The following is a 22302-nucleotide window of genomic DNA, read 5'->3' on the forward strand; positions in this document are numbered from 1 at the left end:
ACGTCCATGCCCAAGATATCCGGTCGCACCCTGTCCCGCCGCACCGCCATCGGCGCCCTGTCGATCGCCGCGCTGTCGCTGGTCGCCGCCGCGCCCGCCGCTCCGGCGCCGGCCTGGTCGTCGAAGATCAGCACCAGCGCGATCGGCGCCTATATCGTCGGAAACCCCGCCGCCAAGGTGCGTCTGGTCGAATATTTCAGCTACACGTGCAGCCATTGCGGCGAATTTGCCCGTGACGGCGACGTCCCGCTCAAGACCCAATATATCGACAAGGGACTGGTGGTCTTCGAATATCGCAACCTCGTCCGCGACCCGGTCGACCTGACCGCAGCGCTGCTGGCGCGCTGCGGCGGCGCCAAGACCTTCGCGGCCAACCACCACGCCATCTTCATGGCGCAGCCGGTCTGGCTGGCGAAAGTGCAAAAGGCGCCCGAAGCCATGGTCAAGAGCTGGTATGTCGGCACCGAGAGCGAACGCGCGCGCAAGATCGCGGCCGACACCGGGCTCGGCGCGCTGATGGCGAAGCGCGGCTACACCCAGGCGCAGATGAACGCCTGTTTCGATAGCGAGGTCACGCGCGCCGAACTCGAAGGCATGACCAATATCGGCCTGGGTGCCGACCATGTGCGCGGCACGCCGGCCTTCTTCATCAACGGACGCCATGTCGATGTGACCGTCTGGTCCGCGATCAAAACGCAACTCGACGCGGCGCTGAAGGCCTCGTAAAAGCCCGTTCACGCGAATTATCCGGAGACTATCCCCAATGACCAGATTGCCCCTTCGCCCGATCCTTCTCGCCTCGATCGGCGCCCTTGCGCTCGCCGGCTGCGGCAAGGGCACGACCGACCAGTCGAAGGAACAGGCGGTCGTCGCCAAGGTCGCGGCACCCGCAGGCAAGCAATGGTCGACAACGGTCACCAAGACCGCCGAGGGCGGCTATCTGATGGGTAACCCCGACGCGCCGATCAAGATCATCGAATATGCGTCGCTGACCTGCTCGCACTGCGCCGATTTCTCGAAGGAAAGCCACGAAGAGATCAAGCGCGACTTCATCGACAGCGGCCGTGTCAGCCTGGAAGTGCGCAACTTCATCCGCGATCCGCTCGACGCGATGGCCGCGGCGGTCGCGCATTGCAGCCCGGTCGATCGCTATTTCCCGCTACAGGAAAACGTCTTTGCCTCGCAAGCCGAGCTGTTCGCGGGCGCGCAGGCCAATCCCAAGGGCGGCGAAGCCGCGATGGCGCTGCCCCCCGCGCAGCGCTTTCCCGCGCTCGCCAAAGCCTGGAAGCTTGAAGAGTTCTTCCAGTCGCGCGGCGTAACCGCCGACCAGATCAACGCCTGCCTGTCGAACATCGACAATATCAGCAAGCTTGAGCAGATGACCAACAAGGGCATCGAACAGTTCAAGATCCAGGGCACGCCGACCTTCGTCATCAACGGCCAGGTCGCCGAAGGCATCACCACCTGGGGCCCGCTGCGCGACCGCCTGCGCACCATGGGCGCCCGCTAAAGGCAATAGTCCTCCCCGCCGCCCGCGACGGGGAGGCGGCACCCCTTGCGACTCGACCGCCCACGCGCCATGACGGTGTCAGGGGGATATGTGACAGCAAGGTTGCACCGGCTCCGATTCGCTGACCTGCACGAGGTGGCTTCGTGCAGATAAGACGCCTGCGCCTGACCGGTTTCAAAAGCTTCGTCGAGCCAACCGAATTGCGGATCGAACCCGGGCTGACCGGCGTCGTCGGTCCGAACGGCTGCGGCAAATCAAACCTGCTCGAAGCGATCCGCTGGGTGATGGGCGAATCGAGCCCCAAATCGATGCGCGGCGGCGGGATGGAGGATGTGATCTTCGCCGGCACATCGCAGCGCCCGCCGCGCGATTTTGCCGAGGTTGCCATCCATTGCGATACCGAAGGCAATGTCGTCGCGGGCCTGTCCGACGCGAGCGAAGGGCATGAACTCGAGATCATCCGCCGTATCGAACGCGGCTCGGGCAGCGCCTATCGCGCCAACGGACGCGACGTCCGCGCCAAGGATGTCGCGCTGATCTTTGCCGACGCCGCGACCGGCGCGCACAGCCCCGCCCTCGTCAGTCAGGGCAAGATCGCGAACGTCATAGCCGCCAAGCCGACCGACCGCCGCGCGATGCTGGAGGAAGCGGCGGGCATCGCTGGTTTGCACGTCCGCCGCAAGGATGCCGAGCAAAAGCTGCGCGCGACCGAAACCAACCTCAATCGCCTGTCCGAAATCGTCGCCGACATGGAAGTGCGCGCAAATGCGCTGCGCCGTCAGGCGCGGGCGGCGGAAAAATATCGCAAACTCAGCGACGATATCCGTATCGCCGAAGGCCGGCTGATCTACGCGCGCTGGCGCGATGCCGCCGCCGCCGCCGATCAGGCGCGCCGCGACGCCGATGCCGCCGAAGCTGCCGTGAAGGCCGCGCAGACCGAATTCGAAACCGTTTCCGCCGCACAGGTCGAAGTGGCGACGCGCGTCGGTAGCGCGCGCGCCGAGGCGCAGGCACAGCGCGATGCGCTCGCCGAGGCGACCGCGACGCTTGTCCGCCTGCAGGGCGAGGAACGTGCCGCGCGGCAACGGCTCGACGATCTGGCGGCGCAGCAGGCGCGGCTCGCCGAGGACCGGGCGCGCGAGGGCGAATTGGCGCGCGACGCCCATGCCGCCCTGACCGCGCTCGACGCCGAAGTGAAGCGCCTGACGCAGGACATTGCCGCGCACGACGCGGGCAAGGCGGCGCTGGTCGAGGCGCATCAGGCGGCGCAGGCACGCCTCCGCGATGCCGAGGTCGCACTCGCGCAGGCACGAGCGAAGGCGGCGAGCGAAGCCGCCGACCGCCGCATCGCGGTGTCGGCGCGCGAGACAGCCGAAGCCGCCGTCCGGCGTATCGCCGGCGACCGTCAGCGGGTCGAGGCCGAAATTGCCGCGCTGGGCGACAGCGCCGCACTCGCCGCAACCCAGGCCGAAAGCGCCCGCAGCGCCCAACAAGCCGAAGCCGCGATAGCTGCTGCGGAAAGCGCGCTGCACGAGGCCGAGGCCGACCGCGAAGCGATCGCGGCCGATCTTGGCGCAATCAATGCCGGTCTTGCCGAGGCACGCGCCGCGCTCGCCGCGCTCGACGGCGAGGCGGCAACGCTCGAACGCGCGCTCGCCGCCGCCCGCACCGACGACGACCGCATCCTCGACCGGCTGCGCGTGACGCCGGGCCACGAGGCGGCCCTCGCCGCCGCGCTCGGCGACGATCTCGACGCCGGGACCGACCGCGACTCCGCGCGCAGCTGGGGCGGCGCCGATACCGACAAGAACGACCCGGCGCTGCCGGCAGGCACGCAGCCGCTCGCAGCCTTTGTCCAGGCGCCCCCGGCGCTCGCGCGGCGGCTCGCGCAGATTGCAGTTGCCGATCGCGACACCGGCCAACCGCTCGCGGTCGGCCAACGGCTGGTCACCCTGGACGGCGTGATGCGCCGCTGGGATGGTTTCGTCACGCGCGGCGACGGCGCGACGGCGACCGAGCGGCTGCAACGGCAGAATCGCCTCGACGCGCTCGCCGCGCAGCGCCCGCAAGTCGAACTCGGCGTGCAGGAATTACAGGATCGCCGCGATACTGCGGCAACGCAGCTTGCCGCGCGAACCGACGCCGCCGCCGCGGCGCGCAGGGCGCTCGCGAGCGCCGACGAGGCACGCCGCACCGCGCTGCGTGCCGCCGATCAGGCGCAGGCCGCGCGCGACCGTCACCGCGACGCCGCCGCGCTGTTCGACCGTCGGCTCGCCGAAATTGCGGCGGCCGGGAGCGACGCCGCTGCGGACTTTGCCGCAAAGGAGGCGGCGCTCGCCGCGCTCCCCGACGACAGCCTCACGCGCGCGGCGCTTGAGGGTGAAGAAAGTGCAACCGACCGCGCCCGCAGCGACGCCAATGGCGCACGCGACGCGATCGCCGATCATGAGCGCGCGCTCGCCGGGCTCAGCGAGCGGCACGCGGTCGTCGGCGCCGAGATCAAGAGCTGGAAGGCGCGCGCGGGCGAAGCGGCACGGCGTGTGACCGAAATGGACAAGCGCGCAGAAGCGCTGACAACCGAAGCGGCGAAGCTTGCGGGCCTGCCCGAAAAGCTCGCCGCCGATAGCGAAGCCGCGGCGGCCCGGCAGACGGAGGTGCGCGGCAAGGTGGGCGCCGCCGAGGCGCAGGAGCGCGAAGCCGAAGCGGCGCTGCGCGAAGCCGAAGCGGCGCTGACGACGATCCGCGAGCGCGTCGCCGCGGCGCGCGAGACACGCGCCGGCGCGGTGGCACGCTCCGAAAATGCCGAGCTGCGCCGCATCGAGATGGGGCGCCTGTCGGGCGAGCGCTTCGAATGTCCGCCCCCCTTGCTACCGCAGAAGGTCGGGTTCGAGAGCGATGGCGTCGACGATGCAAGTGCCGAGTCGGCCGCGCACGACCGGCTGATCGGCGAACGCGAGCGGCTGGGGCCGGTCAACCTCGTCGCCGCCGACGAGCTTGCCGAACTCGACGTCGAACGCGAACGAAGCGCCGCCGAGATCGAGGAGCTGCAACAAGCGGTCAACCGGCTGCGCGGCTCGATCGGCAACCTCAACCGCGAGGGCCGCGTTCGCCTGCTCGCCGCCTTCGCGACGGTGAACGAACATTTCCAGCGCCTGTTCACCACGCTGTTCAACGGCGGGCAGGCGCATCTCGAACTCGTCGATTCGGACGATCCGCTCGAGGCCGGGCTGGAGATCATGGCGCAGCCGCCGGGCAAGCGCCTCGGCACGCTGACCCTGCTCTCGGGCGGCGAACAGGCGCTGACCGCCGTCGCGTTGATCTTCGGCCTTTTCCTGACCAATCCGGCGCCGATCTGCGTCCTCGACGAAGTCGATGCGCCGCTGGATGACGCCAATATCGAACGCTTCTGCGACCTGCTCGACCGGATGACGCGCGAGACGAAGACCCGCTATCTGATCGTCACCCACAATGCGGTGACGATGGCGCGCATGCATCGCCTGTTCGGGGTGACGATGATCGAAAAGGGCGTCAGCCGCCTCGTCTCGGTCGACCTTGGCGGCGCCGAAGAACTGCTTGCGGCCGAATAGGCGCCCGCGTCAGGGCGCGCTGCCGACCACCAGCATCGCCGCGAAGACCAGCAACCCCGCAAAACGATTGCTGCGGAATTTGGCGAGCGCGTCGGCGCCATTGTCGAGGTCGAGCGTGACGACCTGCCCCGTCAGGTGCAGCGCGGCGGGGATCAAGGCAACAAGCACGAGGGCATCGGGACGAACATTCCAGAGCGCCCCCGCCCAGCCGCCAAGCGCTACGGCGTAGCAGAGCGCGACGCCGGCCTTCACATGCCGCCCCATCGCGCGCGCGCTCGATTTCACGCCGACGAGCGCGTCATCTTCGATATCCTGAAGCGCATAGATGGTATCATAGCCGATCACCCAGGCGATCGTTCCCGCATAGAGGAAGGGCAGCGCCAGCCCGCCTTGATCGTTCGCGCCGCCGCCGACCGCGATCCAGCCGACGAGCGCGCCCCAACTGAAGACAAGGCCGAGCCATGCCTGCGGCCACCAGGTGATCCGCTTCATGAAGGGATAGGCGGCGACCAGCGCGAGACTCGCCACCGCGACGATCTGCGCCGGCAGGGGCAGGCGCAGCAGTACAACGAGCCCGATCATCGACAGCAGCAATGTCCACATCAGGGCGTTGCGCACCGACACTTCGCCGCTCGCGACCGGACGCGCCGCGGTGCGCGCCACCTTCGCGTCGAGATCGCGGTCGACAATGTCGTTATAGACGCAGCCCGCGCCGCGCATCACGATCGCGCCGAGCAGCATCCACAGCAGCAGCGGCCAATGCGACCAGGCCCCGCCCGCCAGCGCCAGTCCCCATGCGCAGGGCCAGTAGAGCAGCCACCAGCCGATCGGCCGGTCGAAGCGCGCAAGCAGCGCATAGGGGCGCATGCCTGCGGGCAGGATCGCCAGAAAGCCCTGATGCTGGCTGTCGGGGGTATGCGTCGCTGTCATCGCCGCCCGCGCGATAGCAGGCGGCGCGGCGACAATAAATGGGGCATCGGCGTCCGGCCGTGCCCCGGTCGATCAGGTGCAGGTCATCTTCGTGGCCGCGGGGGACGGATTATAGACGCCGTCGCCGCCCGCCGGGCCCTGCAGGTCGCGGCCTTCGCGGATATTGAAAGCCGCGGTCGTGCGGATGACGCGCGGCCCGAGCCAGGCGGCAAAGGCAAGCGGCTGATATTGGTAAGTGACTTCGACGAACATCACGGCGGTCCCGGTCGATGCGGTGACTTCCGCGCCCGGTTTGCCCATCCCTTTGAATGCGGTGCCCGTCTTGCCGGTCCCTTGCAGACCATAGGCCGAATTCACCGGATAATTCCCATAGCAGCGTTGCCAGTGTATCCACTGGCCGCCGCTCGAGTTGCGCTCGAGGCTCGACAGGATGATGCGGCCGTGCGCCTTGAAGTCCAGCCCGCGCGACTGCTCCTCGACGCCTGCGAAGACCTCATTGATATCGACTTCGCGCACCCGCGGCAGCGACAGGTCGCTGCCATAGGCGATACGCGATGCGTTATCGGCGGCGCTCAGCGCCACCTGGCTGATGCGCGTGTTCGCCAGCGTCAGATTGGCGATCTCCAGCCCCCCGAAGCCAAGAAACACGAGCAGCGGCATCGTGAAGGCGGTTTCGATGAGCACGACGGCCTTGTCGTCGCGCGCGAAGCGCACCAGCCGGGCGGTGCTGCGCCGGGCGTGGGCAAGGATGCGGGTCAGTTGCATATCACCTTACTCGTCACGGTATTGACGTTATACGGCTGGTTGCGGAGCACGGTCGTCGCGTAGAGATAGGTTTCCGGCGGCTGGCCGAGCATGCGCCACACCGGCAAAATGCGCTCGAACTTCATCTTCGCGGTATAGAGCACGACATCCTCGGCGCCGCCGTTGCCGTTCGCACCCTGGTCGGCATCCCAATTATTGTTGCCGTTGCGATCTTCGAAACATTCACCCGAATCATAGCGGTTGTTGTTGTTGGCATCAGTGAAGGGCTCGGGCTTGCCGACGTCGTTGAAACTTTCATAGGATTTGCGGGTGAAAGTGACCGGGGCGCCGGGAAAGACATTCTGAACCTGATCGCGCACCGCCGCGTCGATCAGCGTCTGGCTCGACGCCGCCGTTTCGAGGGTCGAGGCCCGCGCCGCGTTGCTGACGGCACCTTGCAGCACCTGCTTGGCGTACATCTGCCACGTATAATCGAACAGGCCCATCAACAGCAGGATGAAGACCGGCGCGATCAGCGCGAATTCCAGGATCGCCGTGCCGCGCTGGTGGCGGCGAAGGCGGCGGAGGAGCGACGGTATCCGGATCATTGCGAGAGCCTCAGCTTCGAAATCTGGCGCGCGATCGCCTGGAAATTGTCGTTGAGCTGCGAAGCGTTGGAGGCTTCATAGGCCTTGCCCGGCGTCGCGCAGGTCGTGAGCTGGGTGTTGAGCGAGGTGCCGAAGCCGACCACCCAGATGGTGATATTCTTCGCCTTCGCCTTTTCGCAAAGCTGGAGGAAGCGGTTGTTGTGCCGGTCGGTCAGATTGCTGTCGTTGGTTCCGCCGACACGCTGCATCGTCCATTCATAGCCCTGGAAGCTCAAATTCCCCATATTCGCCGACATGTCGCCGTCAGTCATGAAAACGATATGGCGGCTGATCGGGCGCTTGTTCGGCGCTTCGGCATTTTCGTCGGCAAACATGCCGTCGGGCGACAAGAGGCGGATGCCCCAGACCATGCCCGAATCGAGATAGGTGCCGCCGACGGGCTGCAAGGCGTTGATGTAGGTGTTGAAGCTGGAACGGTCGCTCGCCGTCATCGTCGTCAGCTTCATCGACGGCGCAGGGCAGACGCCCCAGCCGCTGCTCCAATATTTGGAGTAACGCTGCCAGCTGCCGCCCGACGTGCTGTCGCTCGACACGCTGCTGCTGTTGACATTGAGCGAACTCGTCGTTCCCGACGACGACGGATTCTTGGCGCGCGGGAAAGCGATTTCGGGAATCAGCACTTTCCACTTGGTCCCGTCGTCGCTCGTCGGTGCGCTGTCGACATCCATGTCGCGGGCGCCGGCCGGCGCGGTCTGCGTCGGACCGAAGGCGACGGTTTCGCGCTCCATGACGCATCCGCCCCAGGTGGCCGAATAGTTGGTGCCGCTGTCGCCCGTGTCGGTGACAATCGCCGAGCCCGCCTTCGCCTGCGTGACGTCGAAAACGCGATCTTCGTAGCGATATTTATTATCGAAGGTCTGGATCGGCTCTTCGGTCGTCGTCGTTGTCGAGGTGCGCGTATAGGTCGCAACGCGGCGCTGAAGGCGGCACTTGCTGCTCGACCAGGTATATTGGTAATTATAATAGGTATAAGTCTGCGAGTTGTTGTTGGTCGTGACGCGGTTGCCGTCGCTATCAAAGGTCTGCCCGGTCTGGTTGACGGTCGGCGACCCGCTCGGTGACGGCGTCGTGTCGGCCGGCGGCTCCAGATTGCCGCAGCTGCTGCTGTTCTGGCCGCTGACGGTGCTGACGTTGGACCAATTGCCGTAGGTGACGCTGCCCGTTGACGAGCCGTTTTCGACGGTCTGGCCATTACCGTAGGTGATCTTGAAGATCGGCGTGCGCGAAGGCAGCAGCACATTGTTCGACAGCCAGTCGGGATTCTTCGCATAGAGAATCGAGCCGACATTGGCGCTCGAGCTGTACGGCACGACGCCGAAACGCAGGCGACCATCGCCGACATCGGCGGTGGTCAGCGTGTCGAAGAAGTTCATCGTCGCGGTCTTGAGCGCGCTGATGCGGTTGACCGAGTCGCCCGAATTGGTCGTCGCCATCGATCCGGTAACGTCGAGCACCATCATGATGTCGGCGTTCGAGATTTCGAGTTTCGCGGTGCAGTTGACCGCAAGGTCGAATTGCTTGGTCCCGAATATCTTCATGATATCGGTGGGCAGCGTAACCTTGGCTTCGCCGACGACGTTCGACGTCCCCTGCGCCTTCGATTTGAAATCGACGCCGCTGCTCGCGTACATGCCCGACGGGAAGTTGAAGGCAAACATCTTGTTCGCTTCGCCTTCGGCGTTCGAATCATAGTCGCCGCCCTGCATCGCGCGGCGTCCCGCGAGCACGCCCGCGTCGCACGCCTGTTGCAGGCGAAGCTCGGCCATATAGGCGCGGCCGATATCGACGCCCGACCCCACGAGCGCGACGATCGGAACGAGCGCGCCCGCCGTCAGCATCATCGTGTTGCCGCGCGTATCGCGGCAGATGGTCGAGATGCCGGCCCGCAGGCGGCTGAAAACGGTCCCTCGCATGGTCTAAAACCCCTCTTGGCCCGGCCGCGCGACCCACCAGATGCGCGGCTGGTAGCCTTGCACCTAGGGGGAAACTGCTTACCAAATCGCTAATCGGCCTGACCGGGAATGGCGGTTTTTCGGGGATTCTGGCCCGAAACGGAACAATCGAACCCGCGCAAAGCAAAAGATGCGCGAAGATTGTGCCTCTGCTATCGCCCAGCCATGCCCGCGACACCTGCCTGGCCGCCCGCCAGCACGCCCCGACTCTATACCGACACGCCGCTTGCCGCCGGCGCGATGGTGGCGCTCGACGGACCGGCGGCGCATTATCTGCTAAACGTCATGCGCGCGAAGCCGGGCGATCCGCTGCTGCTGTTCGACAATCGCAGCGGCGAGTGGCTCGGCGCGGTCGCCGAAGCGTCGAGGCGGGCGCTTTCGATCCGCATCGAACACCAGATGCGCCCGATCGAACGCGTGCCCGATCTTTGGCTCTGCTTCGCGCCGGTGAAAAAGGCGCGGCTCGACTGGATCATCGAAAAGGCAACCGAACTCGGCGTCGCGCGGCTCCAGCCCGTCATCACCGAACGCACGATCGTCGAGCGCGTGAAGCAGGAGCGGCTCGCTGCACAGATTGTCGAGGCCTGCGAACAATGCGGCCGGACCGCGCTCCCCGACCTCGCCGATCCGGTCAAATTGCCGCAGTTGCTGAAAGACTGGCCGACCGACCGCGCGCTGCTGTTCGCCGACGAAGCGGGCGGGGCTCCGTTCGCTACGATTGCGGCGCCAGCGCCCGCGGCCATTCTGACCGGCCCAGAAGGCGGTTTCACCGACCGCGAACGCGCGATGCTGATCGACCATGATTCCGTGAAGCGTATCGCGCTGGGACCGCGCATTTTGCGGGCCGAAACGGCCGCGATTGCAGCAACGGCGCTATGGATGGCGCAGCATGGCGACTGGCGCGGCGGTTAGAAGCTGTTTCATATTGAAACAAGAATGCTGCCAAACTGGCAGTTATTAACTCCAAATTAGGGATGTCGCGGGCAGAGGGTCGCCATGCAACGGCGGGACCAAAGCCGAGGACGCTGGCGTGGGGGCCAGCGGACGCTGCCGATCAGGGCATGGACCATGCTCCTGTGGCTGGCGATGGCGCTCGTCGTTGCACCCGCTGCCCGTGCGCAGACCACCACGACATACAGCAACACGACCGGCGGCGCGATCAATAGCGGCACCCCCTGTTCATCGCCGCTCGTCCGCAATTTCACGGTATCGACCAGCTATATCGTCGGCGACGTCGATCTTGGCGTCCTCGCAACCCATACGTGGCGCGGCGACCTCAGGATCACATTGCAGTCGCCGGCGGGCACGCGGGTCCAGCTTGTGAATGGCGACACCAACAATATTTCGGGCGACAATTTCAACGTGCGGCTGAACGACGGCGGCGCGCAGACGGTCAACACCGACGGCAACACCGCAACCCATTCGACCAGTGCGCCGCCCTATCAAAACGACTTCAGCCCCAATTCGCCGCTGTCGGCGTTCAACGGCGAAAATGCGCAAGGTACATGGCGGCTCGAGATCTGCGATCAATATCCGCAGGCGGACAACGGCAATTTCGTCCGCGCCGACCTGTATCTGACCAGCCTGCCCGCCAACTATGCCGATCTGTCGCTGGCCAAGAGCGTCAGCAGTGCGGCTCCGGCGACGGGATCGAGCATCAGCTACACGCTGGCCGTCACCAATGCGAGCGGATCGCCGGCGACCGCGACCGGCGTCACCGTGCTCGACACGCTGCCGGCCGGCTTCAGCTTCACGAGCGCGACCGGATTCGGCAGCTATAACAGTACGACCGGCGTCTGGACGGTCGGCAGCGTCCCGCCGGGTGCGACCCGCACGCTGACGATCAGCGGCACGGTCAACGCGACATCGGGCGCGACGATCCTCAACAGCGCCGAAATCACCGCCTCCTCGGCACCCGACATCGATTCGACGCCGGGCAATGGCGCGACCGGCGAAGATGATTATGCCGCAGCCAGTTTCACCGTCTCGGGCAGCCGCGTCGCGGGCGTGCCGCCGGTGCTGATCTGCCCGGCCGGATCGACGCTGCACGATTGGGACAGCGTGAGCTGGTCCGCCGGCACGACGAGCGGCAGCTATGCGCTGACCGCCATCGGCACGATGAACTTCAACATCGCGATCAGCGGCGGCAGCTTTCTGAGCAACGCCACCTATGGCGGCCAGTCGCCGACACGGCAGAATGTCGTCACCGGCGGGCTGTCGCCTGCGCAATATTCGATCTTCGAGATCGTCGACTTCACAAGCCAGGCGGGCGTCGTCTCATCGACGATCAGTCTGCCGACCGCAGTGCCGGGCGCCCAATTCACCCTGTTCGACATCGATTATGCCTCGGGCCAGTTCGCCGACCGCGTGACCGTTACCGGCAGCTTCAACGGCACCATCGTCTATCCAACGCTGACCAACGGCGTCGCCAATTATGTCGTCGGCAACAGCGCCTATGGCGACGCCACCTCCGCCGACGGCAGCGCCAACGGCAATGTCGTCGTCACCTTTGCCGCGCCGGTCGACACCATCACCATCGAATATGGCAGCCACAGCCTTGCCCCGGCAAATCCCGGGCAGCAGGGCATGGCGATTCACGACATCAATTTCTGCCGTCCGGTCGCCAATCTGCTGATCGCGAAGACGAGCAGCATCGTCAGCGATCCGGTCAACGGCACGACCAATCCCAAGGCGATTCCCGGTGCCACCATGCGCTATTGCCTGCTGGTGACCAACGGCGGCAGCGCGACCGCGACGGCGATCTACGTCGCCGACCCGCTGCCCGCGACGACCAGCTTCGTCCCCGGTTCGCTGCGCAGCGGCACGAGCTGTGCCGGAGCGACGACGGTCGAGGACGACAATGCGACAGGGGCCGACGAAAGCGACCCGTTTGGGGCCGCGATCGCCGGGACGACGGTGTCGGCCTCGACCGCGACGCTCGGCCCCGGCAGCGCGTTTGCAACGGTCTTCGACGTAACCGTCAACTGACCCCTTCCAAGATGCCGCGAGGCCGCTTACATGCGCTGCCATGAGCACGCGGCAGGTTTCAGATCAAAACGATCCCATCATCGAAAGCCGCGACCAGCTCGCGGCCCCCATGATCAAGGGCGAAAAGCCCAAGGAGCGGTGGCGGATCGGCACCGAGCACGAGAAATTCGTCTATCGCACCAGCGATCACCGGGCGCCGAGCTACGACGAACCCGGAGGTATCCGCGACCTTCTGATGGCGCTCACGCGTTTCGGCTGGGAGCCGGTGATCGAGGGCGGTCATGTCATCGCGCTCGCGGGTAGCGACGGCACCGTCAGCCTGGAACCCGCGGGCCAGCTTGAACTGTCGGGCGCGCCGCTCGAAAATCTGCATCAGACCTGCGCCGAAACCGGCCGCCACCTGAAGCAGGTCAAGGAAGTCGGCGCCGAGCTCGGGCTCGGCTTCCTCGGCGTCGGCATGTGGCCCGACAAGACGCGCGCCGAACTGCCGGTCATGCCCAAGGGCCGCTACAAGATCATGCTGAACCATATGCCGCGCGTCGGCAGCATGGGGCTCGACATGATGCTGCGCACCTGCACCATACAGACCAACCTCGACTATGCGAGCGAGGCCGACATGGTGCAGAAGTTCCGGGTGAGCCTGGCGCTTCAGCCGCTCGCGACCGCGCTCTTTGCCTCCTCGCCCTTTACTGAGGGTCGCCCCAACGGCTTCATGTCGTACCGGAGCCATATCTGGACCGACACCGATCCGGCGCGCACCGGTATGCTGCCCTTCGTGTTCGAGGATGGCTTCGGCTATGAACGCTATGTCGATTACATGCTCGACGTGCCGATGTATTTCGTCTTCCGCGACGGCCAGTATATCGACGCGGCGGGCCTCAGCTTTCGCGATTTCATGAAGGGCGAGCTGGCGGTCCTGCCGGGCGAATTGCCGCGGCTTTCCGATTGGAACGACCATCTGTCGACCGCCTTCCCTGAAGTGCGTTTGAAGAGCTTTCTCGAAATGCGCGGCGCCGACGGCGGCCCGTGGAACCGCATCTGCGCGTTGCCGGCACTCTGGGTCGGGCTGCTCTACGATCAGGGCGCGCTCGATGCCGCATGGGATCTGGTCAAGGGCTGGAGCATCGAAGAACAGCAGGCGCTGCGCGATGCGGTGCCCAGCGAGGGCCTCGACGCGCCGGCGCCCGGCGGCGGGACGCTCGGCGAACTTGCGCACCGCGTCCTCGATATCGCGGCCGCGGGCCTGGCGGCGCGGGGCGAGGTCAATTCGATGGGCGATAACGAGGTCGGCTTCCTCGAACCGCTGCGGCGTATCGCCAAGAGCGGCAAATCGCCCGCCCACGACCTGCTCGACCGGTACGAGGGTGCCTGGCATCACGACCTGTCGAAAATCTACGACGAGCAGAGTTTCTGAGCGCACTGCCGGGTCGGTGCGTCAGTCCTGCTGCGCGCCTTCGAACTGCTCGATGACCCAGTCTTCGGCCTGCGCGCCGCCGATCCATTCCTGCATATGCGGATGGCTGACGACCGCCTGGCAGTAAGGCAGGGCAAAGCGCGGCAACGGGATTGAATAGGTGATGAAGCGCGTCACGACCGGCGCGAACATCATGTCGGCGGCCGACCAGTCGCCGAACAGATAATCACCCTCGCCCCCGAACCGCGCGCGCGCCTCGGCCCAGATCTGGAGGATGCGGACGACGTCGGCCTGCACCTCGGGCAACAGCTCCGCGGCGGGATAGATGCGGCGGATATTCATGCTGTGGTGGCGGCGCAGCGCCGAGAAGCTGGCGTGCATTTCGGCCGCCATCGACCGTGCCATCGCGCGCGCCGCCATGTCGGCGGGCCAATAGCCGCGCGCGCTGCCCGTTTTTTCGTTGAGATAGTCGATGATCGCCAGACTGTCCCAGACGACGATATCGCTGCCGTCCCACAGGATCGGCACCTTGCCGCCCGACGGCGCGAATTCATCGCCCTCGCGGCGGCGATTCCAGTCCTCGTCATAGAGCGGAACCGTGACTTCCTCGAACGGCAGACCGCTGTGCCGGGCGGCGAGCCAGCCGCGCAGGCTCCAGCTCGAATAGGCCTTGTTCCCGATGAAGAGTTTCATGCGGTCTCCATATTCCCATCCCGCTTGCGGGAGGGGAGACATTTCGTCAACTCTCTACCGCCTCCAGCACCGCGGTACGCAGCTCGGCGATGCCCATGCCCTTTTCGCTGCTCGTCACGATCACCTCGGGGTGCGCGGCGGGATGCTTGCGGGCCTCCGCCTCGGTGGCGGCGTGGACCGCAGCGAGTTCGCTCGCCTTGATCTTGTCGGCCTTGGTCAGCACGACACGGTAGCTGACCGCAGCGGTGTCGAGCATTTCGAGCACCTCGCGGTCGACATCCTTGAAGCCGTGCCGGCTGTCGATCAGCACCAGCGTCCGTTTGAGCACCTGACGCCCGCGCAGATAGTCGTTGACCAGAAAACGCCACTTCTTGACAACATCCTTGGGCGCCTTCGCAAAGCCATAGCCCGGCATGTCGACAAGGCGGAACACCAGCGGATTGCCGACGTCGAAATAGTTGAGCTCCTGCGTGCGCCCCGGCGTGACCGAGGTGCGAGCAAGCCCGTTGCGATTGGTCAGCGCGTTGAGCAGCGACGATTTGCCGACGTTCGAGCGGCCGGCAAAGGCGATCTCCGGCACGCTCGGCGCGGGCAGATGCTGGAGTGCGGGCGCCGATTTCAGAAAGGCGATCGGACCCGCAAACAGCTTGCGGGCGCGTTCGCCGCGATCTTCGGCCGCCGGATCGATCTCGCTCACTTTACCGGCGCCGCCCGGAGTTGCGGGAATTTGCGGTACATCCACTGCTGCTGCGCGATCGACAGGCAGTTGTTGGTGATCCAGTAAAGCAGCAGGCCCGCGGCGAAGGGCGCCATGATGAACATGAACATCCACGGCATGATCTTGAACACCTGTTGCTGCACCGGATCGGTCGCCTGCGGATTGAGGCGGAACTGCAGGAACATGGTGATGCCCAAGAGCAGCGCGAGCGGCCCGAGCGCGAGCAGCGACGGCGGCGTGAAGGGCAGCAGGCCGAAGAGGTTTAGGAAGTGCAGCGGATCGGGCGCCGACAGGTCGCGAATCCACAATGCGAAGGGCTGGTGCCGCATTTCGATCGTCAGCATCAGCACCTTATAGAGCGCATAGAAGATCGGAATCTGGATGACGATCGGCAGACAGCCCGCGAGCGGATTGATCTTTTCGTCCTTGTAGAGCTTCATCAGCTCCTGCTGCATCTTCGGCTTGTCGTCCTTGTGACGTTCCTGCAGCGCCTTCATCTTGGGCTGGACGAGGCGCATCTGCGCCATCGAATGGAACTGACGCTGCGCGATCGGGAACATCAAGCCGCGAATGATGACGGTGAGCAGCATGATCGCGACGCCGAAATTGCCGATCTGGCGGAACAGCCAGTCGAGCAGTTTGAAGATCGGCACCTCGAAAAATTCGAACCAGCCCCAGTCGATCGCATTCGACAGGCGCGTGATGCCCTGCTGGTCCTGATAATGCGACAGGATGCTGACTTCCTTCGCGCCGGCGAAGATACGACTGGTGGTCGACACCTGCGTTCCCGGCGCCACCTGTTTGAAGTCGCGCGCGAACAGCGTCTGATAATTGTCCGCGGCCGGCGCGGTGATCGACGCGGTGACGCGCTCATCCTTCGCCGGGATCACCGCAGCGAGCCAATATTTGTCGGTGAAGCCAAGCCACGCCGCCGAATTATATTTGAAGGCGCCGCCTTCATCGAGATTTTTGTAATCGACATCGAACACCGACTTGCCGTCCAGATAGCCGGTCGGACCAACGTGGATCGTCCAGCTGTCCTTTTCGTGCGGGTCGGTCGGCTTGCCGAGGCGGTCGATCAGCGCGAAGCTGCTCGCCGCGACCGGCGCGCTGCCCGCGTTCGCGATCGTCTGCTTGGCGGTGATCAGATACTTGTCGTCGATGCTATATTCGACGCGGAAGGTCTGGCCGGTCGCGTTCGACCAGCTGAGCGTCACGGGGGTCGCCGGGGTCAGCTTCGTGCCGCTGGCAGTCCACAGCGTCGTCGGCCCCGGAACCTCGATCCCCTGCGCCGACCAGCCGACGCTCGCGAAATAGGCGGCCTTGCTGTTGCCCGGCGCGAACAGGCGCACCGGCGGCGCGTTCTTTTCGATCGTCTGGCGATATTTGGTCAACGTGATGTCGTCGATCCGCGCGCCCACAAGGTTGATCGACCCTGCAAGCGACGGGGTCTCGATCGGCACCCGATTGCCCGTGGCCAGCGCAGCCTCGACCGGCAGAATCGTCGTCTTGGCGACCGGTGCCGCGACCGCGGGCGTGCCGGATGGGGGCGCACTGGCGGGCTGGCCTTGTGACGCCGCGGGAGTCGCACCGGGCGCGCCGGCGACGGTCTTTGTCACGTCGGGCTTTGCCGGGGTGGGAAAGAATTTCTCCGAAACGAAATTCCAGCCGAGCAGGATCGCCACCGACAGTAAAATTGCCGCGATCAGGTTACGCTTGTCGTCCACGCTCTTCGGTCTCTCTTCTGGTCAATGTGGGGAAATGCCGCATCAAGGTACGGGGTCGTAGCCGTGCCCGCCCCAAGGATGGCAGCGCAATAGCCGCTTTGTCGCCAGCCAGCCACCCTTGATCGCACCATGGCGTTTCAGCGCGATGATCGCATATTCGCTGCACGACGGCGCATAGCGGCACGTCGGCGGCAGGATGCGCGACGGGCCCAATTGCCAGGCACGGGCGATCAGGATGAGCAAGCGGGCAATCATGGAAAACGCCCGGAAAAATGCGCAACTTCACACGCGCTTGCACCAATTGCGGCGCCATGACCCGGGTCGGGAAGGGGCACGGAGCGCATATCCGCAGAAAACTGCGCAACTTCATTCGCGATTCGCGGTTTGCGGCGTGAAACGGATGGGGTCATGTCTGGACGCTATGCCATCGGAACAATGTAGGACAGCCGGTCATTTCGCCAGCTTCCTTGCCGCGCGCTGCAGCGCCGAATCGAGATGCTCACCCAGCTCGGCAAAAGCGATGTCGTTGCCGCCCGGCCGCCCGATCATCACATGGTCGGCGCCGGCGATTCCCCGCGCGGAGATCGCCGCGCGGGCGAGCGCGCGGAAACGGCGCTTCATCCGGTTGCGGGTGACGGCGTTGCCCACCTTCTTGCTGACGGTAAAGCCGATGCCCGGCGCATCGTCGCCGTCGCCGCGCGGACGCACGAGCAGGACAAAGCCGGGCATGGGAAAGCGAAGGCCGCGGTTGGCGGCCAGAAATTCGCTGCGTTTGGAAAGCGATCGCACCAGCCCCAGCTCCTTTTGGGCTGGCGGCGAAGCGTCGGCGATTAGGCCGACAGCTTCTTGCGGCCGCGTGCGCGGCGGGCGGCGAGAACCTTGCGGCCGCCGACGGTCGCCTTGCGGGCGCGGAAGCCGTGACGGCGCTTGCGCACGAGGCGGCTCGGTTGATAGGTGCGCTTCATCGCGGTATCCCCAAATTCTCTTCAATCGGTGCAACGAAAAAGGGCCGCCAAGCGAGGGCGGCCGCTGATCGAGGCGCGGATAAGCGAGAGTCGGGCGAAAGTCAATCGCCCTCGACGCCCGATCGCGATCAATCCGCATCGAGCGCCTCGAGCGCGGCGCGGGCGCGGCGGCGCGCGGCGCTGACCCGGCGCATGACGCGGTCGGTCCAGGCACCATAGCGCGGATGGCGGCGCTTGAAGCGGACATAGCGGCGTTTCGCCCAGGCGCTGTTCTGCAGGACCAGCATCAGTCCGACCGGAAACAGGATGATGAAGCCGGGGCCGGGCAGCGGGCCGATCAGCACCGCGACGATCATCAGCAGCCCGCCGAGGCAGAACAGCGCGCTGCGCACCTGCGCGTTCGATCGCAATCGCTGGTATAAGCCGCGCTTTGCCATGGCGGGCGATGTGGGGAGCGTCGAGGCGTGTTGCAAGGGTAAGGCAGCTTGGCGCGCCAACGCCTTTTTCGTCATCCCGGATCAAGTCCCGCATGACGATGATGGATATGGCAAAATACGGCCGCAACCGGCCCTTCCCAATGGAGCGACGGCGATACTCAGTTCAGCGGGACGAAGCGCGCCATATCGTCGCGGGTCAGGTAGCGCACCTGATCGAAGGGGGTGGCGTTGGTCAGCGCATAGAAGGCACGGGCATGGGCATCGTCCATGCCCATTTCGCGGTAGAGGCCGATATATTCGGCATGGACGGGATCGCTGGCGGGATAGTCCTTTGCCTCACGCCCATATTCGTCGGCCCAGCTGTGGACGCCGAATTCGGCATCGGGAGCGGCGCGGCGGGTGGAACCGGCGAGCCAGAGCTCGACCGCACCCGACCGCACCGAACCGCCGCTCGGGACGACGGTTTCCAGACCCGCCCGGCGAATCGCGCGGGCGAGAATCAGATTGGCCTCTTCATCGAGGCTGCCGGGGCAGTCGATCATCTCGAGCCGCCTCACGCCCGGAAAGGCCGCGAGCATCGCGGCGAACTGGCGCGGCGTCGTACCGTCGACATCGCCGCTCATTCGCGCCGTCGTGCCGTCGACGACCGCAAAGGGACCAAAGCGCGCCTTCGCCGGGCCGCGCGTCGCCAGCCCGGCGCCGGGGGCGTAGCGCCGCGTCGCCCCCAGATCGGCCGCCCCCGCAACCGCGGCATCGTCGAGCAGGGCGGCGGTGTCGTCGTCGACCGCGACCGCGTCGGCTTCGTCGGCGTCCGCATCCCCGGCATCGGGCGCGTCATCATCGACCCATGTCACGGTAGTCGTCACCGTGGTCGTGATTGTCACGAGCTGCTGCGCCCGCGCCTGCGCCGGCGCGAAGGCGAGCAGCGCCGCGAACAACGCGACGAGCAGCGTCCGGAGAAGCGCGGCGGGGGCGGCAGGCGAAACCATCGCCTCGCCTTCGCGCGCGCGCGGTTCCCAAATGGCAAAGCACCACCGTCAGCGCGGCGTTAACCGCATATCGGGACGCCCCCAGTCAGTTCGGAACGCGGAGGCTCAGTCGCGGTCGGGGGCGCCCAGCGGGAAATAGCTGCGATAGGGCCGCGCATCCTCGGCGCAGCGCGCCACCGACGGCCGCGCGAGCAGGCGGGCGCGGTAGGCGCGCACTTTGGCGTGAGCCGGGTCGATCGGATGCACCCAGTCGGCATAGAAGAGCGCCGGGGCCGCGGCGCAATCGGCCAGCGTGAAACCATAGGGCGTCGCCCAGTCGCCATCGCCGAGCCGCGCCTCGAGCCAGCCATAGACTTGTTCGAGCTGATCGCGCGCGCGGGCGACGCGGGCCAGATCGGGCGTTTCGGTGATGAAGGGCAGATATTCGGCCACCGCCGCCTGAAAGCGCGCCTGAAAATGATTGTCGAATATCCGGTCGAGAAAGCGCACCTCAAGCGCCGCCTGCGGATCGGCGGGAACCAGCCGCGGGCCGGCGTCGGAGCGCTGATCGAGATATTCGGCGATGATGCTCGCCTCGAACAGCGGGCGCCCGTCATCGACGATCAGCGGAAATTGCCCGACCGGCCAATGCGCCCGCAGTTCGTCATAATGGGTGAAGGGCGGCTCGGTCTCGATCGCGCGGAATTCGTGCGCGACCTCCTTTTCGTAAAAGGCGATCTGCGCCTTCCACGTATAGGAGGAAAAGGGGTGGCCATAGAGGATCATCGGTCGTTCTCCTGCCGCATCGACAGCCACGCAAGCGGCAGGCCGATGAAAGCGATATGCGGAAATAATGCGATCGCGCCCTTGGCGAGATCGGCAGGCGGAAAGGGTGCGCCGAAACGCAGCGGCAGCACGATCGCGTTCATCACCAGATAGAGGATGACGCCGTAAAGCGTGCCGCTGAGCCACCACGGCCTGCGCAGCGCGGGGATTCGCGCCGCCGCGGCGAACCAGACGCCGACCATCGCCGCCATGATCGCATAGTGGGTAGCGAGCCCCGCGAGCGCGCCCGCCGCGCCCCAGTCGGCAGCACCGTCGCCAAAGGGGCCCTTGGCGACGCCGCGTAGCATCCGCCCGGGATCGCTGCCCGCGAGCACGCTCCACACCGCAGCATAGAGGATGTCGAGCGTGCCGCAGAGCGCCCAGGCGAAGAGGAAGGGGCTACGCCGCGCCAACGGCGTCACCCCGCACCGCGGCCTCGATCGCAGCGATGTCGATCTTTTTCATCGTCATCATCGCATCGAAGGCGCGCTTCGCCACGCCCTTGTCGCTGCTCGTCGTCGCTTCGATCAGGACGCGCGGGGTGATCTGCCAGTTGAGGCCCCATTTGTCCTTGCACCACCCGCACGCGCTTTCGGTACCGCCGTTGCCGACGATGGCGTTCCAATAGCGGTCGGTTTCTTCCTGCGTTTCGGTCGACACCTGAAAGGAAAAAGCCTCGCTGTGCGGAAAGATCGGGCCGCCATTCAGCCCGACGCACGCGATACCCAGAACGGTGAACTCGACCGTCAGCGCATCGCCCTGCTTGCCGCCGGGAAAATCGCCGGGGGCGCGGTGAACCGGTCCGACCGCGCTGTCGGGAAAGGTCGCGGCGTAGAATTGCGCCGCTTCTTCGGCATCCTTGTCGTACCAGAGGCACAGCGTCACGGGGGGCTTGCGCATCATCCTTCTCCCTTCAGCGGATGGCCGATCGACCAGAGGTGGCCGAACGGGTCCTTCACCTGGGCGTAGCGATCGCCCCAGAACATATTTTCGGGTGCCATCACCGACGTCGCGCCCACCGCGATCGCGCGGTCGTACCAGCGGTCGGCATCGTCGACCTGCAGGTGCAGCGTCACGCCCGACGGCGCGGCCATCGCCTGGCCCGAATATTCGGGGAAATCATCGTGCATCATCAGCGACGATCCGTTGACGAGCAGATGCGCATGCATCAGCCGCACGCCGTCCTCGGCCGGCATCCGCACCTGTTCGACGGCACCGAACGCCTGTTTGTAGAATTCGATCGCCTCGCTTGCCCGCTTGTCGGCGATCGCGATATGCGGGGTCAGTCCGCCGGTCGGCCCTTGATTCTCCATCGTCTCTCTCCCTTCTTTCGGTTCAGCGGCGCGGGCCGACGAGGCCGAAGGCGGCGCCCTGCGGGTCGAGCCCGGTTGCGGAAAATTCGCCCCCGGGGATTTCATGCGGGCCGCTGAGCAGTTGCCCGCCCTCGGCGGCAACGGCGGCCAGCGCGCGGTCGATGTCGTCGACGCCGATATAATAGGTCCAGGCGGACACCGGCATCTGCGGCATGCGCGGCATGACCGCGCCGATGCCGATGTCGCCAAGCTGCAGGAAGCGGTAGCTGCCCATCGCGCCCATATCCATCGCCCCCTCCTGCCCCCAGCCGAAGTGGCGGCGGTAGAAGGCGATCGCGGCGTCGGGGTCGTCGGTCGACAGCTCGTTCCAGCGGACATGCTGCGCTTCCGTCACCGAAAAGACGTCGCTCGTCATGCCCTCCATGCCCGGCGGCGGCACGGGGTTCATGATATAGAAGGGCGCGCCCTGCGGATCGCTGACCATCGCGATGCGGCCGACGGGCAGGTCGGTCGCGGGCATATGGACGCTGCCGCCGTCGGCGGTGATCGCGGCGACCGCCGCATCGACATCGGGCGTGTAGAGATAGCCGAGCCAGCCCGGCCGCGCGCCGCCCGCGAGCATATCGGCATTGAGCGCCAGCATGCCGCCGGCATTGCCGCCGTCGCTGCGCCCGATCATGCGGTAATCGACCCCGCCGGGCGCCGCGGGATCGGCGGTGCCCGCGATCGTCCAGCCGACGACGGCGCCATAGAAGCGCGCCGCGCCATCGGGATCGCCAGTCATCAGTTCGTACCAGATGAAGCTGCCCTTGGGGTTCGTCATCATCATTCTCCGTTTCGTATCTGGGGAAGGAAGGGCCCTG

General features: G+C 65.9%; 23 protein-coding genes. 6 read left to right on the forward strand and 17 right to left on the reverse strand.

The genetic code is table 11. The annotated features are described in order from the left end of the window. Positions 1-6: 6 nt before the first annotated feature. From EBMC1_RS11590 to smc, 3 genes are all read left to right on the forward strand, one after another. Positions 7-726: a DsbA family protein gene (locus EBMC1_RS11590; RefSeq protein ID WP_003046649.1), complete on the forward strand. Its 720-nt coding sequence runs from the start codon at positions 7-9 to the stop codon at positions 724-726. A gap of 37 nt (positions 727-763) precedes the next feature. After that, a complete protein-coding gene (locus EBMC1_RS11595; RefSeq protein ID WP_003046652.1) occupies positions 764-1510 on the forward strand; it encodes a thioredoxin domain-containing protein in 747 nt (248 codons plus the stop codon). A gap of 143 nt (positions 1511-1653) precedes the next feature. Next, a complete protein-coding gene (gene smc, locus EBMC1_RS11600) occupies positions 1654-5097 on the forward strand; it encodes a chromosome segregation protein SMC (RefSeq protein ID WP_003046654.1) in 3444 nt (1147 codons plus the stop codon). Between the two features lie 9 nt (positions 5098-5106). Here smc and ubiA read toward each other — a convergent pair whose 3' ends face one another. From ubiA to EBMC1_RS11620, 4 genes are all read right to left on the reverse strand, one after another. Further along, entirely contained in the window at positions 5107-6027 is a 921-nt protein-coding gene (gene ubiA, locus EBMC1_RS11605) for a 4-hydroxybenzoate octaprenyltransferase (RefSeq protein WP_003046657.1), read from the reverse strand. Positions 6028-6099: 72 nt separating this feature from the next. Continuing rightward, entirely contained in the window at positions 6100-6792 is a 693-nt protein-coding gene (locus tag EBMC1_RS11610) for a TadE/TadG family type IV pilus assembly protein (protein ID WP_003046660.1), read from the reverse strand. Beyond that, positions 6783-7379 (reverse strand): TadE/TadG family type IV pilus assembly protein, encoded by a 597-nt coding sequence (locus tag EBMC1_RS11615; protein ID WP_003046663.1) that lies wholly within the window; start codon positions 7377-7379, stop codon positions 6783-6785. Before EBMC1_RS11615 ends, EBMC1_RS11610 begins: the two co-directional genes overlap by 10 nt. After that, entirely contained in the window at positions 7376-9352 is a 1977-nt protein-coding gene (locus EBMC1_RS11620; protein WP_003046665.1) for a TadE/TadG family type IV pilus assembly protein, read from the reverse strand. Before EBMC1_RS11620 ends, EBMC1_RS11615 begins: the two co-directional genes overlap by 4 nt. A gap of 204 nt (positions 9353-9556) precedes the next feature. On the opposite strand from EBMC1_RS11620, the gene EBMC1_RS11625 reads away from it, so the two are divergent. From EBMC1_RS11625 to EBMC1_RS11635, 3 genes are all read left to right on the forward strand, one after another. Then, complete coding sequence (locus EBMC1_RS11625; protein ID WP_003046668.1) at positions 9557-10303, forward strand: 16S rRNA (uracil(1498)-N(3))-methyltransferase; 747 nt, start codon at positions 9557-9559, stop codon at positions 10301-10303. Between the two features lie 156 nt (positions 10304-10459). Beyond that, positions 10460-12379: a proprotein convertase P-domain-containing protein gene (locus EBMC1_RS11630; RefSeq protein WP_003046671.1), complete on the forward strand. Its 1920-nt coding sequence runs from the start codon at positions 10460-10462 to the stop codon at positions 12377-12379. A gap of 40 nt (positions 12380-12419) precedes the next feature. Beyond that, a complete protein-coding gene (locus EBMC1_RS11635) occupies positions 12420-13793 on the forward strand; it encodes a glutamate--cysteine ligase (protein ID WP_003046674.1) in 1374 nt (457 codons plus the stop codon). A 21-nt stretch (positions 13794-13814) separates the two neighbouring features. Here the strand turns inward: EBMC1_RS11635 and EBMC1_RS11640 are convergent, their stop codons facing one another. The 13 genes from EBMC1_RS11640 to EBMC1_RS11700 form a co-directional block, all read right to left on the reverse strand. Further along, positions 13815-14486, reverse strand: a complete 672-nt coding sequence (locus EBMC1_RS11640) for a glutathione S-transferase family protein (protein ID WP_003046677.1) — start codon at positions 14484-14486, stop codon at positions 13815-13817. Positions 14487-14532: 46 nt separating this feature from the next. Then, the gene (gene yihA / locus EBMC1_RS11645; protein ID WP_003046680.1) at positions 14533-15183 is read right to left on the reverse strand and encodes a ribosome biogenesis GTP-binding protein YihA/YsxC; all 651 of its coding nucleotides are present in this window, start codon (positions 15181-15183) and stop codon (positions 14533-14535) included. Next, positions 15180-16931: a membrane protein insertase YidC gene (gene yidC, locus EBMC1_RS11650; protein WP_003046684.1), complete on the reverse strand. Its 1752-nt coding sequence runs from the start codon at positions 16929-16931 to the stop codon at positions 15180-15182. The genes yihA and yidC overlap by 4 nt, the downstream gene beginning before the upstream one ends. 42 nt (positions 16932-16973) lie before the next feature. After that, positions 16974-17186: a membrane protein insertion efficiency factor YidD gene (yidD, locus tag EBMC1_RS11655; RefSeq protein WP_003046687.1), complete on the reverse strand. Its 213-nt coding sequence runs from the start codon at positions 17184-17186 to the stop codon at positions 16974-16976. Between the two features lie 195 nt (positions 17187-17381). Then, a complete protein-coding gene (gene rnpA / locus EBMC1_RS11660) occupies positions 17382-17720 on the reverse strand; it encodes a ribonuclease P protein component (RefSeq protein WP_003046690.1) in 339 nt (112 codons plus the stop codon). A gap of 41 nt (positions 17721-17761) precedes the next feature. Further along, positions 17762-17896, reverse strand: coding sequence for a 50S ribosomal protein L34 (rpmH, locus tag EBMC1_RS11665; protein ID WP_003046693.1), 135 nt, complete (start codon positions 17894-17896; stop codon positions 17762-17764). A gap of 128 nt (positions 17897-18024) precedes the next feature. Further along, positions 18025-18333, reverse strand: coding sequence for a PGPGW domain-containing protein (locus tag EBMC1_RS11670; protein WP_051066415.1), 309 nt, complete (start codon positions 18331-18333; stop codon positions 18025-18027). 158 nt (positions 18334-18491) lie between these two features. Then, entirely contained in the window at positions 18492-19322 is an 831-nt protein-coding gene (locus EBMC1_RS11675; RefSeq protein WP_003046698.1) for a hypothetical protein, read from the reverse strand. A gap of 105 nt (positions 19323-19427) precedes the next feature. After that, entirely contained in the window at positions 19428-20117 is a 690-nt protein-coding gene (locus EBMC1_RS11680; RefSeq protein WP_231292910.1) for a glutathione S-transferase family protein, read from the reverse strand. Continuing rightward, the gene (locus tag EBMC1_RS11685) at positions 20084-20548 is read right to left on the reverse strand and encodes a hypothetical protein (protein ID WP_003046703.1); all 465 of its coding nucleotides are present in this window, start codon (positions 20546-20548) and stop codon (positions 20084-20086) included. The genes EBMC1_RS11680 and EBMC1_RS11685 overlap by 34 nt, the downstream gene beginning before the upstream one ends. Then, positions 20526-21029, reverse strand: a complete 504-nt coding sequence (locus EBMC1_RS11690) for a VOC family protein (RefSeq protein WP_040590212.1) — start codon at positions 21027-21029, stop codon at positions 20526-20528. The genes EBMC1_RS11685 and EBMC1_RS11690 overlap by 23 nt, the downstream gene beginning before the upstream one ends. Then, positions 21026-21439 (reverse strand): VOC family protein, encoded by a 414-nt coding sequence (locus EBMC1_RS11695; RefSeq protein ID WP_003046708.1) that lies wholly within the window; start codon positions 21437-21439, stop codon positions 21026-21028. The genes EBMC1_RS11690 and EBMC1_RS11695 overlap by 4 nt, the downstream gene beginning before the upstream one ends. A gap of 22 nt (positions 21440-21461) precedes the next feature. After that, the gene (locus tag EBMC1_RS11700; RefSeq protein ID WP_040590255.1) at positions 21462-22262 is read right to left on the reverse strand and encodes a VOC family protein; all 801 of its coding nucleotides are present in this window, start codon (positions 22260-22262) and stop codon (positions 21462-21464) included. Positions 22263-22302: the final 40 nt, after the last annotated feature.

The sequence above is a fragment of the Sphingopyxis sp. MC1 genome, from assembly GCF_000371385.1.
In the GTDB taxonomy this organism is placed as follows: Bacteria; Pseudomonadota; Alphaproteobacteria; order Sphingomonadales; family Sphingomonadaceae; genus Sphingopyxis; species Sphingopyxis terrae.